Below are 15,343 nucleotides of genomic sequence, written 5' to 3'. Positions count from 1 at the left end.
CGTTGTCTGGTGTGCCTGGAAGCGCGGACGCGGCGGCCGGCCCGGGTAGGGGCCGAGGACGGCGATGTCAAAGACGGCCGGCGCGGAACGCGCCCGAGACGGATGGGTCGGGCGTCGTCAGTGGGCCGGACAGATCGCGCTGCGGACGCGGCCGTAATCGACGTGGCGGCGAGCCACGAAGCGGCGGATGACAGCGGCGGTCATGCGGAACATGCTGCCACACCCGCCAGGCCCGGACCACCGGCCGCCGATGTGATCCCACATCACGGGCCGCCGCCACCGCATCGACCGTGATAGGTTGCCGCACCCCTCGCCCGCCACCAGACAGCCGGCCGGGATGCGTGGGCCGGTGGGCTGCGCCACGGTGCCTCATCCGGTCCCGGGGCCGGTGGCGTGGCTGCCGGGATCGGCGGACCGGCCCGGCGGGCCGCGCCGGCGTGTGAGGCTGCGGGATGTGACCGCGCCCGCAGCGTCCCGCCCGCCCCGTGCCCACCGGGGCTGGCCGGTGTGGGCGGTCCCCGGCCTGGGCACGCTGGCGGTCACCCTCGCCGGGATCGGGCGGGCCCAGCTCTGGCGGGACGAGCTGGCCACCTGGAGCGCCGCCACCCGCCCGGTCCGCGACCTGGTCCGGCTGGCCGGCACCATCGACGCGGCCACCGGGCCGTACTACCTGTTCATGCACGCCTGGACCGCGCTGGCCGGGACCTCGCCGACCGCGCTGCGGCTGCCGTCCGCGCTGGCCATGGCCGGGGCCGCCGCGCTCACCGCCCGGCTCGGCGCGCGGCTGGTCGGCGACCGGGCCGGACTGCTGGCCGGGCTGCTCTTCGCCGTCCTGCCCGGCACCTCCCGGTACGGCCAGGAGGCCCGCCCGTACGCGGCGGCCACCCTGCTGGCGGTGCTGGCCACGCTGCTGCTGGTCGAGGCGCTGCGCCGGCCCGGCTGGCGGTGGTTCACCGGGTACGCCCTCGCGGTGGCCGCCCTCGGCCTGACCCACCTGATCGCCCTCACCCTGCTCGCCGCGCACGGACTCGTGGTGCTGCTCGCCGCCGGCCGCGGACCGGCGGCGGCCGGCCTCGCCCCGCCGGACCCCCGGCAGCCGGCGGACCCGGCCGGCCTCCCGCCGACCGGAGGGGCACGCCGGCGCCCCGGCGGTCGTGGCCTGCTCTGGCGCTGGCTGATCGCGCTGCTGCCGGCCGTCCTGCTGGTCGCCCCGCTGGTGCTGCTCGCCCGGGGACAGCGGTCCCGGCAGCTGAACTGGGTGGACCTGGCCCGCCTCCCCGACCTGTCGGCCCTGCCCGGCGGGGTGGCACAGAGCGGGGTGGTCGGCGGCCTGCTGGTCGGCCTCGCCGCGCTGGGAGTGGGCCGGCTCGGCCGGCGCGCGCTGCTGCCGGCCGCCGCCGTCCTGCTGCCGGTGCTGCTGCTCTACGCCGCCGGCACCGCGCAACCCCTCTGGGTGACCCGGTACCTGGTCTTCACCGTGCCGTTCGCCTGCCTGCTGGCCGGTGCCGCGCTGGCCGGGGTACGGCTGGCGCCGGCGCTCGCCGTGGTCACCCTGGCCGGCCTGCTGGGCCTGCCCGACCAGGCCGCGCTGCGCCGCACCCACGAATGGCCGCGTACCGCCCCGATCGACTACGCGGGTGCGGCCCGGGTGATCGCCGGCCAGGCCCGGCCCGGTGACGCGATCGTCTTCTCGCCCCGGCGCAGCTGGCTCTTCCTCGACCTCGGGATCGCGTACCACCTGGGGTCGCGGGAGCCGCGTGACGTGCTGGTGGTCCGCGACGAGCGGCAGCGCGCGGACCTCTGGGCGAGCGAGTGCGACCGGCCGGCGGAGTGCCTGGCCGGCGCGCGCCGGGTCTGGCTGGTGGTGTCCGGCCGCCGCGACGACCCGCTGGCCGCGGTCGGTGGCGCCAAGGGCGCGGCGCTGCGCGACGGGTTCGCGGTCACGACGGTCACGCCCCGGCCCGGGCTGACCGTGGCGCTGCTCACCCGGCGGGGTTGAGCAGCGCCACGGCGCGGGTCAGGCCGGCTTGCGTTCGAGCAGGACCACCCGGACCCGGTCAAACCGTTCGACGTGCTTGACCAGGAACTTCTGCCGCAGCAACCCCTCCCGCGCCGGCGGCATCCCGGCCAGCGGGTCGTTGAGGTGACCGGTCTCGACCAGCCAGAGCCGCTTGGCGTCACCGAGGCAGACGGTCGGCACCTTGCACTCCCGCGCGGTCAGCCAGCCGGTCTCCCGGGCCGGGACGGCGACGAAGACGTCCCGGGGCTGGAGTTGGTCGCGCAACCCGTAGTTGACGGCCTTGCGCGCGACGTCGCTGGATCCGCCGAAGCCGTCGTTGAACGCGACGCCGTCGCCCGGCTTCACCTGCTGGCCGAGGTAGCGGACCGCGTCCAGGTAGTGCGGCTGGCCGTCCGCCTCGTTGGACCGCACCTTCTCCTGGGCGGGCAGGGTCTGCCAGGCCAGTGCGGGCAGCAGCAGCAGCGCCCCGACCAGCCACACCGCGGGCAGCCGGTCCCGGGTGAGCAGCCGCAGCGACCGGCACACGCCGAACGCCGCGAGCAGCGTCCAGGCCGGCACGGTGAAGAGGAAGTACCGGGCCAGGAAGAGGTGCAGCCAGGCGAAGGTCAGGTAGCCGACGAGCGGTGGCAGCAGGGCCCAGACCACCAGCATGAGGACGGCCGGGCGGCGCGGTGCGCCCGCCACCGCCACCGCGAGGACCGCGAGCAGCCCGGCCACCGCCAGGGCGGCCGTCGTGCCGGTCAGGTTCTCCAGGAACCGGAGCACCGCGTCGCCGTCGTTCTTCACCCAGGAGATCTGGCCCGACTGCCGGCTGCCGAGCAGCAGCAGCGGCAGGACGAACAGTCCGGCGATGCCGACCGTGGCCGACCAGCGCCACCGCGGTTCCTCGCCGGGCACGGCGCGCCACAGGTAGAGCAGGTGCGCGGCCACCACGAGCAGCGCGACGAAGTGCAGCCAGCCGACCATCACCAGCAGGACGCCGTACGCCCACCAGCGCCCCCGGGTCGGCCGCTCGACCGCCCGGAGGAAGAGCCAGGTGGCGGCCACCGCGGCCAGCGTGACCAGCGCGTACGACCGGGCCTCCTGGGCGTACCGGGAGACGGCGGGGAGCAGGGCGAACAGCAGACCGGCGAGCACGCCGACCGGGGTGTCGAAGAGCCGCCGCCCGATCAGCCCGATCAGCCCGGCACTGGCCCCGATGGCCAGCACCGAGGGCAGCCGCAGCACCGTCACCGAATCGCCGGCCACCGCCGTGACCGTCGAGATGATGAGGTAGTAGAAGGCGTGCACCAGGTCGATGTTGCCGATCATCATGCGGAACTGGCCGGCGGAGAGCGAGGTGGCGTGCCAGGTGACCAACTCGTCGTTCCACAGGTCCCGCGACTCCAGCCCCCACCAGGCCAGCGCGGTGGCGGCGAGCGCGGGCAGCAGCGCCCACCACCCGCCCCGGGCCCGCGGCCGTGCCGGTGGCGTCGCGGCGGCCACCGCCCTGACCTCCGCCGGGGTGGGCCGCCCGGTCCACTGGACCGCCGGCGCGGTCACTTGACGGTCCTGATGTCGAAGCCGAAGGCGTCCTTCGCGGCGGCCCGTTTGAACGACGACAGCGCGCGGCGGTCCTGGTCGATGTTCCACTTCCCCGAGCCGTTGATGTTGAAGTAGGCCACCCCGATCACGTCCTTGCGCCGGGACACGTTGGTCAGCAGGTCGGTGATCTGGGCGGCGCGCCCGGCGGCCGGCTCGCAGCCGGTCTCCACGATCAGCAGCGGCCGCCGGGTGAACCCGCGTACCGCCTTGATGGTCGGGCCGAAGAGGTCCGAGAACGTCTTCTGGCCGCGGACCGTGTAGTAGCCGTCCATGCCGACCCAGTCGACATAGCCGTCACCGGGGTAGAGCGCCTTGAGGCTGATCTTGCGGAGATAGTTGATGACGTTCGGGGTCCAGGTCCAGATGACGTTGGTGGCACCCTGCTGCTCGAAGATCTCGTGCAGGTGCCGCCACGCGGCCACGAACTCGGCGGCCTTGGTGTCCCGGTAGCCCCACGAGTACCAGTGGCCGTTCATCTCGTGCGCGAAGGTGAGCGCGATCGGCAGGTTCAGGGTCCGCACCGCGGTGGCGAACTCCTTCACGTACGCGTCGTGCTTGCCGTCGGCGATGTCGCGCAGCGCCACGTCGTGCGGTTCCCAGCGGATGACCGCGAGCGCGCCGTACTGGTGCAGCTCGCGGACCTCGCTGGCGGCGAACTTGTCGTCGAAGCTCTCGAAGATGGCCACCAGGTTCGGGGCCTTGCCGATCTCGTCGGCGAAGCCGCGCACCCGGCCCATCTCGGCGCCGCCCTGCACGGTCACCCCGAGGTACTTGCCCGGGGGCGACTTCAGCTTCGTCACGTCGTACGCCGGCACCTGCTCCTCGGCGGCGCCGGCCACGGCGGCGGGCCCGCCGGCCGCGCCCGGGGTGACCTTGAGGTCCACCGCCCGCAGCACCGCGATCTCGGTGAACGCCAGCGCCAGCACCGCCACGAACGTGACGAGGTACTTGGTCCTCACCGCACGACCTCGACATCCTGCTCCGGCTTCACCAGCAGCGCCTGCCCGACAACGGTCAGGTAGAACACGGCGCTGAGGAAGGCCGGCGCGAAGATCCACGGTTCCGGGTCGGTGAGCATCCGCCAGGCGGCGAGGCCGGCCCAGACCAGGCCGGTGCCCGCGGTCCACACCTTCATGCCGGTCCAGAGCCGCTTGGTCTTGCTCTTCTTGGCGGTGCCGCCGGTGGGCTGCCAGCCCATCCGCCGGCCCCGGATGATGTCGAAGATGGCGAAGGCGTGCGCCCAGCCGTAGATCATCTTGACCGTCCAGCTCTCCAGGCCGTACCGGTTGCGGTGCCAGAGCGGGAAAATGATCATGTTGTAGATGATGCTGGGCAGGATCAGCACGTAGTTGGCGATGGCGATCTGGTGCGCGAACGCGGTCAGCATGAGCACCGGAATGATCGGCGCCACGAAGGTGAACAGCCCGGTGTGCAGGTAGTAGCAGAACCCGGAGATGTAGCTCAGCCGGGCGCGCAGCTTCAGCCTGGTCTGCCAGAACTTCTTCGAGCCGAGCAGGCTCATCGACCCGGCGCACCAGCGGTACTGCTGGGTGAAGAACGAGTCCAGGTCCGACGGGCAGAGGCCGGCGGCCAGCACGACCGGGACGTAGCGCAGGTTCCAGCCCTTCATCCGCAGGTCGAAGCCGGTGTGCACGTCCTCGGAGTGCTCGATCAGGGTGGACCCGCCGATGGAGAAGAGCGCGTCCCGCCGGTAGATGGCGCAGCTGCCGACGCAGATCGCCGAGTCGTGCGCCTGGCGGGACACCTGCACCGAGCGGTAGAACAGCTCCTGCACGGCACCGGCGCCGCGCTCGACCCAGGTCTGTCCCCGGTGCACCCGGAAGTACTGCGGCGACTGCACGATGCCGGCCCGGGGCTCGGCGTCGAACCAGGGCAGCATCTGGTCCAGCATGTCCTTGCGCGGCACGAAGTCGGCGTCGAGCACCAGGATGAAGTCGCTCATGGTGCGCTCGAAGGCGTACCGCATGTTGCCGGCCTTCTTGAACCAACCGCGGTTGGGCCGGCGCTGGTAGACGAAGCCGAAGGCGAGCGCGGTGCGCTCCATCGCCTCGTTCGGCGAGTCGTCGAGGATGTAGACCGTGACGTCACCCCGGTAGTGCCGGCTCATCGCCCGTACGTGCTCCCAGGTGTTGCGCAGCACGTGCGGCGGCTCACCGCAGACCGGCAGGAAGACGTCGACGCTCGGGTAGCGCGCCGGCCGCCAGGTGCGCACCAGCTCCTGGTGGCGGGCCATATCGAAGCCGGGCGTGAAGAGGTTCACCGCCAGCGAGATGAGGTAGTAGACGACGGTGAACGCCAGCAGCGGCACGAGCAGCCACAGCCACGGCGTCAGCCGGACGAAGAGCACCTGGCTGGTGATCAGGCAGCCGAAGCTCACCAGCGAGGGGAGCATCAGCGCGGCCATCCGCCGCTTGCGGTAGGAGACCAGTTCCTCGTCGGTGGGCGGTAGCGGCACCACCGCGTACGCCGGCCGGGTCGGACCCTGGTCGGCGCGGCGCGGGGTCCACCGTGAGAACTGGCTCGGTACGCGGAACTCGGCGGTCGGATCCGGCACGGTTGCCGGGTCGATCGCAGGTGGTGAGGTCATCCCCGTCTCCCCCCGTCGTCAAGCAGCGACTCCCTCCTCCGTCGAGCGGGCGAGGGTGTTTCGCCTGACGCAGCCAGGAAGCCGGGCACGGCAAGATCGGCCGTGTCTGCTTGATGGTCGCGACAAAGTTATTCAGTTTCGCGCAAGGTGTCAATGCGTTGAAATTCGTCGAAAGCGGCTTCGTACCCCGAACCGCCCAGAGGCCTTGCTCACATCGATCCGAACGACACCCAAGATCATCCGGAGGTCCGAGGTCGCCGGCCCGTTCAGGCCCGCGCCAGGGGCACGACCAGCACCGCCTCGGTGCCACCGGCCGCCCCGTTGCGCAGCTCGATGCTGCCGCGCAGCTCCCCCGTCACCAGCGCCCGGACGATCTGCAGACCGAGGTTGCCGCCCCGCTCGGCGTCGAACTCCCCGGGCAGGCCACGGCCGTTGTCCGCCACCGAGACGTGCAACTGCTTGCGGAACCGGTGCGCGGAGACCACCACCTCGGGCACCGGCGCGCCCTCCGGAGCGGCCACACCGTCCTCGCCGGCCGGCGGGAAGCCGTGCTCGCCGGTCGGCGGGAAGCCGTGCTCGACGGCCGGCGGGAAGCCGTGCTCGACGGCGTTGAGCAGCAGCTCGTTGAGGACCATCACCAGCGAGGTGGCGATCTCGGCGGGCAGCACGCCGAAGCTGCCGGTGCGGCGCATCCCGACGGACACCTCGGTGGCCGCGACCTCGGTCGCGGCGCTGGCCACCCGGTCGACGATGCCGTCGAACTCGACCGCCTCGTCGCTGGACATGGAGAGCGTCTCGTGGACCAGCGCGATGGACGCGACCCGGCGTACCGACTCCTCCAGGGCGACCCGGGCCTCGGGCATCGACACCCGGCGGGCCTGGAGCCGCAGCAGCGCCGCGACGGTCTGCAGGTTGTTCTTCACCCGGTGGTGGATCTCCCGGATGGTGGCGTCCTTGGTGATCAGGGCGCGGTCCCGGCGGCGCACCTCGGTGATGTCGCGGACCAGCACCAGCGCCCCGATCGGCACGCCGGCCGGCATCAGCGGCAGCGCGCGGGTCAGCATGGTGGCGCCGCGGGCGTCGATCTCGCGCCGGGGCGGGGCCTCGCCGCGCAGCGCGGCCAGCACCGCGTTGCCCGCGTCGGTGCCCTCCAGCGGATCACCGGCCAGCCGGCGGTGCAGCTCGGCCAGGTCCTCCCCGACCAGGTGCGAGGCGTAGCCCAGCCGGCGGTACGCGGACTGCGCGTTCGGGCTGGCGTAGGTGACCTTGCCGTTGGCGTCCAGCCGGACCAGGCCGTCGCCGACCCGGGGCGCCGAGGTGGTCTCCCCCGGGTGCCGGGGCGGCGGGAAGGTCCCGTCGGCGACCATCTGGGCCAGGTCGTCCGCGGTGGTCAGGTAGTTCAGTTCGAGCTGGCTGGGGGTGCGCGCGGTGGAGAGGTTGGTGTCCCGGCCGACCACCGCGATCACCTCGCCGGCCTCCCCGTCGCCGCCGCGCAACCGGACCGGGATGGCCTCGTGCCGGGCCGGCACGTCGCCGTACCAGACCGGGTCGCCCTCCCGCCAGATCCGCCCCTGCCGGTGGGCCACCTCCAGGTGCGCCACCTCCGGCCCGCCGACGATCCGGCCGACCTGGTCGTCGAGGTACGCGGTCGGCGCGGTCGTCGGGCGGACCTGGGCCACGCAGAGGTACGTGCCCTCGGCGTCCACCGGCACCCAGAGCAGCAGATCGGCGAAGGACAGGTCGGACAGCAGCTGCCAGTCGCCAGCGACCCGGTGCAGGTGGTCGATGTCGGCCGGGCGGAGCTGGGTGTGCTCCTCGGCGAGGTCACGGAGGGTGGACACGCTGACCAGCGTGCCACGCCCGGGCTCACATCGTCGCGGTGACCTTCTTCAACCCGCGCGGCGCGTCCGGGTCCTCGCCGCGGGCCAGCGCCAGGGCCAGGGCGAGCCGCTGCAACGGCAGGATGTCCAGCAACGGGGCGTACCGCTCGTCGACCTCGGGAACCGCCATCCGGGCGGTCGCCCCGACGTCGGCGGAGCCGACCACCACCACGTCGGCGCGGCGCTCGCCGAGCCGGGGCAGCACCTCGCCCATCGAGCGCCCGCCGGGGCCCGAGCCGACCACGGCGAGCACCGGCACGTCCGGGTCGGTCATCGCGAGCGGGCCGTGCAGCAGGTCGGCGCCGGAGAAGGCGAGCGCCGGCAGGTACGAGGTCTCCATCAGCTTGAGCGCCGCCTCGCGGGCGGTCGGGTACGCGTAACCGCGCCCGGTGGTGACCAACTGGGCGGCGAACCGGTAGCGCGGCGCGAGCCGGGCCGGGGTGTCGTCGGACAGGGTGCGTTCGGCCAGCTCGGGCAGGCGGGCCAGGGCGGCCCGCTCCTCGGCGGGCAGCTCGCCGGCGCCGGCGCGTACCCCCTCGACCAGCATCAGCAGCGCGAGCAGCTCGGCGGTGTAGGTCTTGGTGGCGGCCACCGCCCGCTCGTGCCCGGCGGCGATGTCGATGCTCAGCTCGGCGGTCTCGGCCAGCGGCGAGCCGGGGTTGTTGGTGACCGCCAGGGTCAGCGCGCCGGAGGCGCGGGCGGTGCGCAGCACCTCGGCCAGGTCGGGTGAGCCGCCGCTCTGGCTGACCCCGACGACCAGGGCGTCGGAGAGGTCCGGCCGGGCGCCGTAGACGGTGACCGCGCTGGGCGAGGCGAGCCCGGCGGGCAGGCCGAGCCGGATCTCGGTCAGGTACGCCGCGTAGAGGGCCGCGTGGTCGGAGGTGCCCCGGGCGGTGAAGACCACGTGGCGGGGCCGACGCTCGGCGATCACCGCCGCGACCCGGGCGATCGCCCCGGCGTGTTCGGCGGAGAGCAGGCGGTCGTAGCCGGCCGGCTGCTCGTCGATGTCGGCGGCCATCCCGGCCCCTGGACGCGTCACGTACGACCCCCTTCTGCGCGTTTCCCGCGCGATCCATGCTCAGTCTTGCACCTTTGAACGTCGACGAGCAATCGAACGAGCAGTAGTGCGCAGTGGATCACCAATTCGACCAGTGATCCCCTACGCTGGCCCGGCTGACTGCTCGATCATCGAGAGGACGACGTGCCCGACGACGACCCCGCGCTCTCCGCCCAGGAGGAGCTCGCGCTGGCCCGGCTGGCGCTGGGCGAGGGGGACCTCCGGCACGCCGCCGGCCACGTCGCCGCCGCCCTCGTGCAGGCACCCACCCTCCCCGAGGTGCACGAGACGCTCGCCCGGCTGAACGCCGCCAGCGGCGGAGACCTCGACCTCTTCCCGCTCGGCCAGCACGCCTTCGTCGGCGCGGTGGTGGCCCGCGCCCACCTGCTCGCCGCCGCCGGCCGACCGGCCGAAGGGCTCGACCTGCTCGCCGCGGCCACCGGATACGCGCCCGGCGCCGACTGGGCCGGCGTGCCCTGGGTGACCGCGCCCGGCCTGCCGGAACGGCTCGACCCCGAACGCACCGCCCGGATCCTCATGCAGATCTGCGCGGCGGTGCCCGACCCGGTGCCGCGCCGCCGACGCGACCCGCTGCGCCCGTACCTGACGCTGGCCCGCAACGCGATCACCGTGCATCCCCGCCACCCGCTGCTGCTCGGCGCGGCGTCCGCGCTGGCCCGCCGGCTCGGCGAGGTCGCCCTCGCCGTCACCTGGGCCGCCCGCGGGGTACGCGCCGAGCCCAGCAAACTCGGCGAGGTCTGGCTCGGATACGCCTACCGCAGCGCCGGCCGCACCCGGGACGCGCTCGCCGCGCTCGGCCGGGCCGTCGACCTCGACCCCGACGACCTGGCCGTCTACGCCGACATCGCCGGCACCCTCGCCGACAACGGCCGGCTCGACGAGGCGCTGGACTGGATCGACCGGGCGCTGGCCAAGGACCCCACCTTCGACTGCGCCGTGCACACCGCGCACCGGCTGCGCTTCCAGCGCGACGGGGACGTGGTCCACCTGGTGGCCCTCGCCGACTTCGTCCGTGACCACCCGGACGACACCCACGAGCACGGCGACCTGGCCGAGTCCTGCCGCAGCCGGCCCTGGCTCGGGCAGGTGACCCCGGCGGCCGGGCCGGTGCTGGACGCGCTGCGCCAGGCCCTCGCGGCCGAGGGCGCCGCCCCCGTCGCCGTACGCCTCGACGCGCTGGAACCGCCGAGCGCCATGCGTACCGCCGCGGCCGCCGTGCCGGGCCTCGACGTCGAGGTGGCCGCGGTGGCCGACCCGGACCCGCGCGAACCCCGCCGGGACTCGACCCGACCGCTCTGGCGCTACGAGGGCACCACCGCCGCGCCCACCCTGCCGGCGCCCTCGGCCGAGGCCGCCGAGCGGATCCGGCAGCTCGCCCACCCGGCCTGGCCCCACCCGCCGGCCGCGTACGACGCCGCGGTGGCGCTGGCCACCGTGGACCTCGACGACCTGCTCGGGCTGCTGGTCCACCCGCCCGACGCGCCGGGCACCGCGCTGGGCCAGGTGCTCACCGGCCAGGACCCCTCGCTCTGGGTCCGCTGCGTGCAGGTCTGGGCCTGCCTCGGCCTGCTGCACCACCGCACCGACGAGCCGTGGGCCGAGTCCACCCGCCGCCGGGTGCTCCTCGAACTGGTCTGGGGCGTCGAGGACTGGATCACCGAGGCCGCGCTCTTCGCCCTGGTCACCGCCGCCTGGGTCGACCCCGGCGTACGCCCCGACGTGGCCCGGGTGGTGGCCGAGCGGCTCGCCGACGCGGCCGCCGTGGCCCGCGAGCGCCGGGTGCCGATCGCGGTGTCCCTGGCCCACCTGGCCCTGGCCACCCCGGACCTGGACCCGGCCACCCGCGACCTGGCCGGCGAGCTGGTCAGCGGCCCGGCCCGGGACACCCCGCCCGGGGCGCTACGCCGCCTCTGGCACCGCCTCACCCACCTCTTCCGCCCCCACCCCTGACCAGCCCACCCCGGCCGACCGTGCCCGGCGCCGGCAGCCCGGCCGACCCCGACCGAACCGGTCGCGCCTCGACGCCCCCGGCCGGTCGTGCCCGCGTCGGCCCCGGGCCGGGCCGGGCCGGCCGGTCGCGCAAGATCGACTCCGGTTGCGGCAATCCGGGCCTTCCCGCCTGCGGGAAGCAACACTTTGCCGCATCTCGAGGCACGGGCCGTCGACGCTCGTGGCCCTCGGCGGCGGTGTTGAGCGACCCGTCCGGTCGGCCAGGCCGGAAAGTGGCGCGGCCACGCCGTACCCCTGGTGGGGTGGGCGTGGCCGCGACGGAGGGTGGGTCAGGCGACGGGCGCCGTGCCGAGAGCGGCCTCGGCCTGCTCCTCGGGGGTGCCGCCGGCGGGCGGGGCGTCGTTCGAGGAGCGCAGCGGGACCTCCTTGATGAACCAGGCGAGCACCGGCACCGCCACGGTGAACAGCATCGCCCAGACGAAGACGTGCGAGATGGCGTCGGCCAGGCCGCCCAGGACGACCTCCCGCAGCTGCGCCGGCAGGTCCTTGAGCTTCTCCAGGTCCATGCCGCCGCCCTCGCCGCCGCCGTTGAACGCGCCGCCCGCTGCCGAGTCGGCGAGCCGGTTGGCGAAGATCGCGCCGAAGAGCGAGATGCCGAACGAGCCGCCGATGGAACGGAAGAAGGTGGCCGCGCCGCTCGCCGCGCCGAGGTCCTTCTGCTCCACGCTGTTCTGCGCGATCAGCATCGAGGTCTGCATGAGGAAGCCCATGCCGACGCCGAGTACGACCATGTAGAGCGACGACTCGGTCTTGCTGGTGCCGACGTCGAGCAGGGTCAGCAGGCCCATGCCGGCGGCCATCACCACGCCGCCGACGATCGGGAAGATCCGGTAGCGGCCGGTCTTGGTGATGGTCCGGCCCACGGCCAGCGAGACCACCAGCATGCCGAACATCAGCGGAAGCAGCAGCAGGCCGCTGTTGGTGGCCGAGGCGCCCTGCACGGTCTGCTGGAACATCGGCAGGAAGTTCATCGCGCCGAACATGGCGAAGCCGAGCAGGAAGCCGATCACCGAGATGAGGGCGAAGTTGCGGTTGGCGAAGAGGCGCAGCGGCAGAATCGGCTCGACGGCCCGGCGCTCCACGAAGCCGAAGACCACCAGGGCCACCCCGGCCAGCGCCGCGAGGCCGAGGATCTGCGGGGAGACCCAGTCGTACTCGTTGCCGCCCCAGGTGGTGATCAGCACGATCGCGGTGATGCCGACGGAGAGCAGCGCGGCACCCAACCAGTCGATCTTGTGCTCGGTACGGTACTTCGGCAGGTGCATGGTGGTGGCGAGGACCAGCAGCGCCACCCCGCCCAGCGGCAGGTTGACGTAGAACGCCCAGCGCCACGAGAGGTGGTCGGTGATGAAGCCGCCGACCAGCGGGCCGGCCACCATGGCGATGGCCATGATGCCGGCGATCATCCCCTGGTAGCGGCCCCGCTCGCGGGGCGGCACCAGGTCGCCGATGATCGCCATGACGCCGACCATCAGGCCACCGGCGCCGAGACCCTGGACGGCCCGGAAGGCGATCAGCTCGACCATGCCGTCCTCGACGCCGCCGAAGACGCTGGAACCGGACATGCCGCAGAGGGCCGAGCCGATCAGGAAGATGACCACGGCGGTCAGGAAGACCGTCTTGCGCCCGTAGAGGTCACCGAGCTTGCCCCAGATCGGGGTGGAGACGGTGGTGCCCAGGACGTACGCGGTGACCACCCAGGTGAAGTGGTCGACCCCGCCGAAGTCGCCGACGATCCGCGGCAGCGCGGTGCTGACGATCATGTTGTCGAGCATCGCGAGCATCATCGCGATCATCAGACCGAACAGGACAACCCGGACGTTGGGTCGCACTGTCGCCTGGACTTGTTCACTCATCGGTAAGCTCCCCCGAAGATCTGTGACCTACTTACTTGCCGTCCGGCTAGTCACCTTACTAGCCGGACGGTAAGTTGGACAGCAGAAACCCGTCAAGCGAGTTAGGTGGTAATGGTGAGGGAGAGCACAGGCGGCACGCGGCACCGGATCCAGGCCGTCGCGCTGGAGCTCTTCACCGAGCAGGGGTACGAGAAGACCTCGCTCCGGGAGATCGCCGAGCGTCTCGGGGTGACCAAGGCCGCCCTCTACTACCACTTCAAGAGCAAGGACGAGATCGTCAACAGCCTGGTCGAGGACCGGCTGCGCCGGATGGACGAACTCATCGAATGGGGGGCCGCCCAGCCCGCCACCCTGGCCACCCGGCGCACCCTGATCGGCCGGTACGCGGACACCATGTTCGGCGGTGACCTGCCGTCGGTGATGCGCTTCTTCGAGCAGAACCAGACCGTGCTGAAGAGCCTCAGCGCCGGCATGCAGATGCGGGACCGGATGATGCGGCTGGCCAACGAGCTGTGCCGGGGAGACGACTCGCCGGAGGCTCAGCTCCGCGCGGCGCTGACCCTGTTCGCGGTGCACACCAGCTGGTTCGCGATCCGCGCCCCGCACATCACCGCCGACGAGCGCAAGAGGATCGCCCTGGACGTGGCCGACGAGCTGCTGGCAAAGATCGCCGGACCCGACGACCCCGACCGGCCCAGCGCACCCGACCGACCCGGCGAACCTGACCGGCCCCGCGCCGCCTGACTCACCCGGCGAACCCGACCGGCCTGGCGCCGCCGACCGGTCCCGCGCTGCCCGACCGACCCCGCGCCGCCGGACCGGCCTGGCGCCGCCCGATCGACCCGACGAACCCGACGGGTCCCGCGCCGCCGGACCGACCCCGCGTCGCCCGACCGGCCCGGCGCGCCGAGGGTCCCGGGTCAGGCGCGGGCCGGCAGCTCCAGGCGCAGGCCCAGCAGGTCCACCCCCGGCAGCGGGGACCAGTCCTTCTCGGGCAGCCGGACGAAGCCGAGCCGCTCGTAGAGGCGGTGCGCCGCGGCGGCCATCCCGCTGCGTACGCAGATCACCACCGCCGAACAGCCCAGCTCGGTGGCCCGCGCCACGCAGGCCCGGACCAGGACCGAGCCGGCGCCGCGACCCTGCGCGGCCGGGTCGACCGCGAGCATCCGGAACTCCGCCTCGCCAGGCCCGGAGAGTTCCGCGTACGGGGTGCCGGCCAGCACGAACGTCACCGCGCCCAACACCTCGCCGGTGGCCTCGTCCACGGCGACCAGCACCTCGCCGGTCTCCGCCCGGGTGGCCACGTCGGCGAGCACCGCGCCGTAGCCGTTCTCGCCCTTGAGCTGCCCGTCCGCCTCGTACGCGGCGACCGTCAGCCGGGCCACCGCCGGGTGGTCGGCCGGCTCCGCACGGCGGACGACCAGGGCACTCAACCGATCACCGCGATCAGGTCACCGTCCTGCACGACGTCGCCCTCGTTGACCGCGAGCTGCTGGACCACCCCGTCGGACTCGGCGACCACCGGGATCTCCATCTTCATCGACTCCAGGATCACCAGGGTGTCCCCCTCGGACACGGTGTCCCCGGCCGACGCGACGACCTTCCAGACGTTCGCCACCATCTCGGCGCGGATCTCCTCGGCCATCTCCAGGCCCTCCCTCTCCACCGGTCTGCCTGCGAACGGTATCCAATCATGGCTTCCGTCACGTCCCGACCCCTGACCGCCGGCACACCCGAACGTGCCCCGGCGGCCCCCGGCCCGCCCCGGCGGCACTAGCATCAGCGGGTCGGTCCCGGGCATTCCCGGAGCACCGGTACGCGACCTCGCCGCGTTCGCCGCGGCCGGACCGTGACCAGCACAAGGAGGCAGAACATGGCGAAGAAGGCCCGTAAGAAGAAGGCCCGCAAGAAGAGCAGCGCGAACCACGGCAAGCGCCCCAACTCCTGAGGGCGACACAGCGGTGGCCCGGGTCCGCACGGACCCGGGCCACCGCTGTCGTCAGATCGTGCCGCGCCCGCTCAGTCGGCGAGTTCGCGGGACTCGGTGGTCTCGAAGACCACCAACTCGGTCAGGCGTACCCGCAGCCGCTCGCGCAACTGCTCCGGCGCGGTCTCGTTGCCGCAGCAGCGGGCGACCAGCGCCTTCACCTCCTGCTCGATGCCGAACTCGCGCAGGCACGGCCCGCACTCGTCGAGGTGGTGCCGGATCAGGGTGCGCCGCTCCTCACCGCACTCCAGATCGAGGTAGAGGTAGACCTCGGCGAGCACCTCACGGCAGTCCGTCTCGTGCGGCTCTCCACAGCTCAC

At 73.2% G+C, this 15,343-nt stretch carries 13 protein-coding genes; 4 read left to right on the top strand and 9 right to left on the bottom strand.

Annotated features, from left to right (window positions below):
- Window positions 1-454: 454 nt before the first annotated feature.
- Entirely contained in the window at window positions 455-1,999 is a 1,545-nt protein-coding gene (locus tag ACIBPB_RS21490; RefSeq protein ID WP_396841301.1) for a glycosyltransferase family 39 protein, read from the top strand.
- 18 nt (window positions 2,000-2,017) lie between these two features.
- Here the strand turns inward: ACIBPB_RS21490 and ACIBPB_RS21485 are convergent, their stop codons facing one another.
- The 5 genes from ACIBPB_RS21485 to ACIBPB_RS21465 all read right to left on the bottom strand — a co-directional run bounded on the left by ACIBPB_RS21485 (window position 2,018) and on the right by ACIBPB_RS21465 (window position 9,110).
- Complete coding sequence (locus tag ACIBPB_RS21485) at window positions 2,018-3,562, bottom strand: glycosyltransferase family 39 protein (RefSeq protein WP_396841300.1); 1,545 nt, start codon at window positions 3,560-3,562, stop codon at window positions 2,018-2,020.
- Window positions 3,559-4,563 (bottom strand): glycoside hydrolase family 26 protein, encoded by a 1,005-nt coding sequence (locus tag ACIBPB_RS21480; protein ID WP_396841299.1) that lies wholly within the window; start codon window positions 4,561-4,563, stop codon window positions 3,559-3,561. The genes ACIBPB_RS21485 and ACIBPB_RS21480 overlap by 4 nt, the downstream gene beginning before the upstream one ends.
- A complete protein-coding gene (locus ACIBPB_RS21475; RefSeq protein ID WP_396841298.1) occupies window positions 4,560-6,212 on the bottom strand; it encodes a glycosyltransferase family 2 protein in 1,653 nt (550 codons plus the stop codon). The genes ACIBPB_RS21480 and ACIBPB_RS21475 overlap by 4 nt, the downstream gene beginning before the upstream one ends.
- A gap of 266 nt (window positions 6,213-6,478) precedes the next feature.
- Window positions 6,479-8,053: a histidine kinase N-terminal domain-containing protein gene (locus ACIBPB_RS21470; RefSeq protein WP_396841297.1), complete on the bottom strand. Its 1,575-nt coding sequence runs from the start codon at window positions 8,051-8,053 to the stop codon at window positions 6,479-6,481.
- 25 nt (window positions 8,054-8,078) lie between these two features.
- Window positions 8,079-9,110 carry an SIS domain-containing protein gene (locus ACIBPB_RS21465; RefSeq protein WP_396841540.1) on the bottom strand — a complete coding sequence of 344 codons (1,032 nt, stop codon included), beginning with the start codon at window positions 9,108-9,110 and terminating at the stop codon, window positions 8,079-8,081.
- Between the two features lie 183 nt (window positions 9,111-9,293).
- On the opposite strand from ACIBPB_RS21465, the gene ACIBPB_RS21460 reads away from it, so the two are divergent.
- On the top strand, window positions 9,294-11,120 hold the full coding sequence (locus tag ACIBPB_RS21460; protein WP_396841296.1) for a tetratricopeptide repeat protein: 1,827 nt from the start codon (window positions 9,294-9,296) through the stop codon (window positions 11,118-11,120).
- Between the two features lie 329 nt (window positions 11,121-11,449).
- On the opposite strand, the gene ACIBPB_RS21455 is transcribed toward ACIBPB_RS21460, so the two are convergent.
- The gene (locus ACIBPB_RS21455) at window positions 11,450-13,036 is read right to left on the bottom strand and encodes an MDR family MFS transporter (protein WP_357320910.1); all 1,587 of its coding nucleotides are present in this window, start codon (window positions 13,034-13,036) and stop codon (window positions 11,450-11,452) included.
- 114 nt (window positions 13,037-13,150) lie between these two features.
- On the opposite strand from ACIBPB_RS21455, the gene ACIBPB_RS21450 reads away from it, so the two are divergent.
- Window positions 13,151-13,780, top strand: coding sequence for a TetR/AcrR family transcriptional regulator (locus ACIBPB_RS21450; protein ID WP_396841295.1), 630 nt, complete (start codon window positions 13,151-13,153; stop codon window positions 13,778-13,780).
- Between the two features lie 176 nt (window positions 13,781-13,956).
- Here the strand turns inward: ACIBPB_RS21450 and ACIBPB_RS21445 are convergent, their stop codons facing one another.
- Together ACIBPB_RS21445 and ACIBPB_RS21440 are read right to left on the bottom strand one after the other, a co-directional pair.
- Window positions 13,957-14,469: a GNAT family N-acetyltransferase gene (locus ACIBPB_RS21445; RefSeq protein ID WP_396841294.1), complete on the bottom strand. Its 513-nt coding sequence runs from the start codon at window positions 14,467-14,469 to the stop codon at window positions 13,957-13,959.
- A complete protein-coding gene (locus ACIBPB_RS21440; RefSeq protein WP_357321180.1) occupies window positions 14,466-14,687 on the bottom strand; it encodes a biotin/lipoyl-binding carrier protein in 222 nt (73 codons plus the stop codon). The genes ACIBPB_RS21445 and ACIBPB_RS21440 overlap by 4 nt, the downstream gene beginning before the upstream one ends.
- 222 nt (window positions 14,688-14,909) lie before the next feature.
- On the opposite strand from ACIBPB_RS21440, the gene ACIBPB_RS21435 reads away from it, so the two are divergent.
- Entirely contained in the window at window positions 14,910-14,984 is a 75-nt protein-coding gene (locus tag ACIBPB_RS21435; RefSeq protein WP_369752275.1) for a 50S ribosomal protein bL37, read from the top strand.
- Between the two features lie 71 nt (window positions 14,985-15,055).
- Here the strand turns inward: ACIBPB_RS21435 and rsrA are convergent, their stop codons facing one another.
- Window positions 15,056-15,343: a mycothiol system anti-sigma-R factor gene (gene rsrA / locus ACIBPB_RS21430; protein WP_357320900.1), complete on the bottom strand. Its 288-nt coding sequence runs from the start codon at window positions 15,341-15,343 to the stop codon at window positions 15,056-15,058.

Origin of the sequence: Micromonospora sp. NPDC049836, assembly GCF_044465125.1 — a bacterium.
In the GTDB taxonomy this organism is placed as follows: domain Bacteria; phylum Actinomycetota; class Actinomycetes; order Mycobacteriales; family Micromonosporaceae; genus Micromonospora.
The sequence above is the reverse complement of the archived record's forward strand: the minus strand, read 5'-3'. Positions and strand labels throughout refer to the sequence as shown.

Excerpts from the sequence above, each read along its gene's own strand:
- ACIBPB_RS21475 (WP_396841298.1), bottom strand. The coding sequence starts at position 6,212 with ATGACCTCACCACCTGCGATCGACCCGGCAACCGTGCCGGATCCGACC.
- ACIBPB_RS21465 (WP_396841540.1), bottom strand. The coding sequence starts at position 9,110 with ATGGCCGCCGACATCGACGAGCAGCCGGCCGGCTACGACCGCCTGCTC.
- ACIBPB_RS21455 (WP_357320910.1), bottom strand. The coding sequence starts at position 13,036 with ATGAGTGAACAAGTCCAGGCGACAGTGCGACCCAACGTCCGGGTTGTC.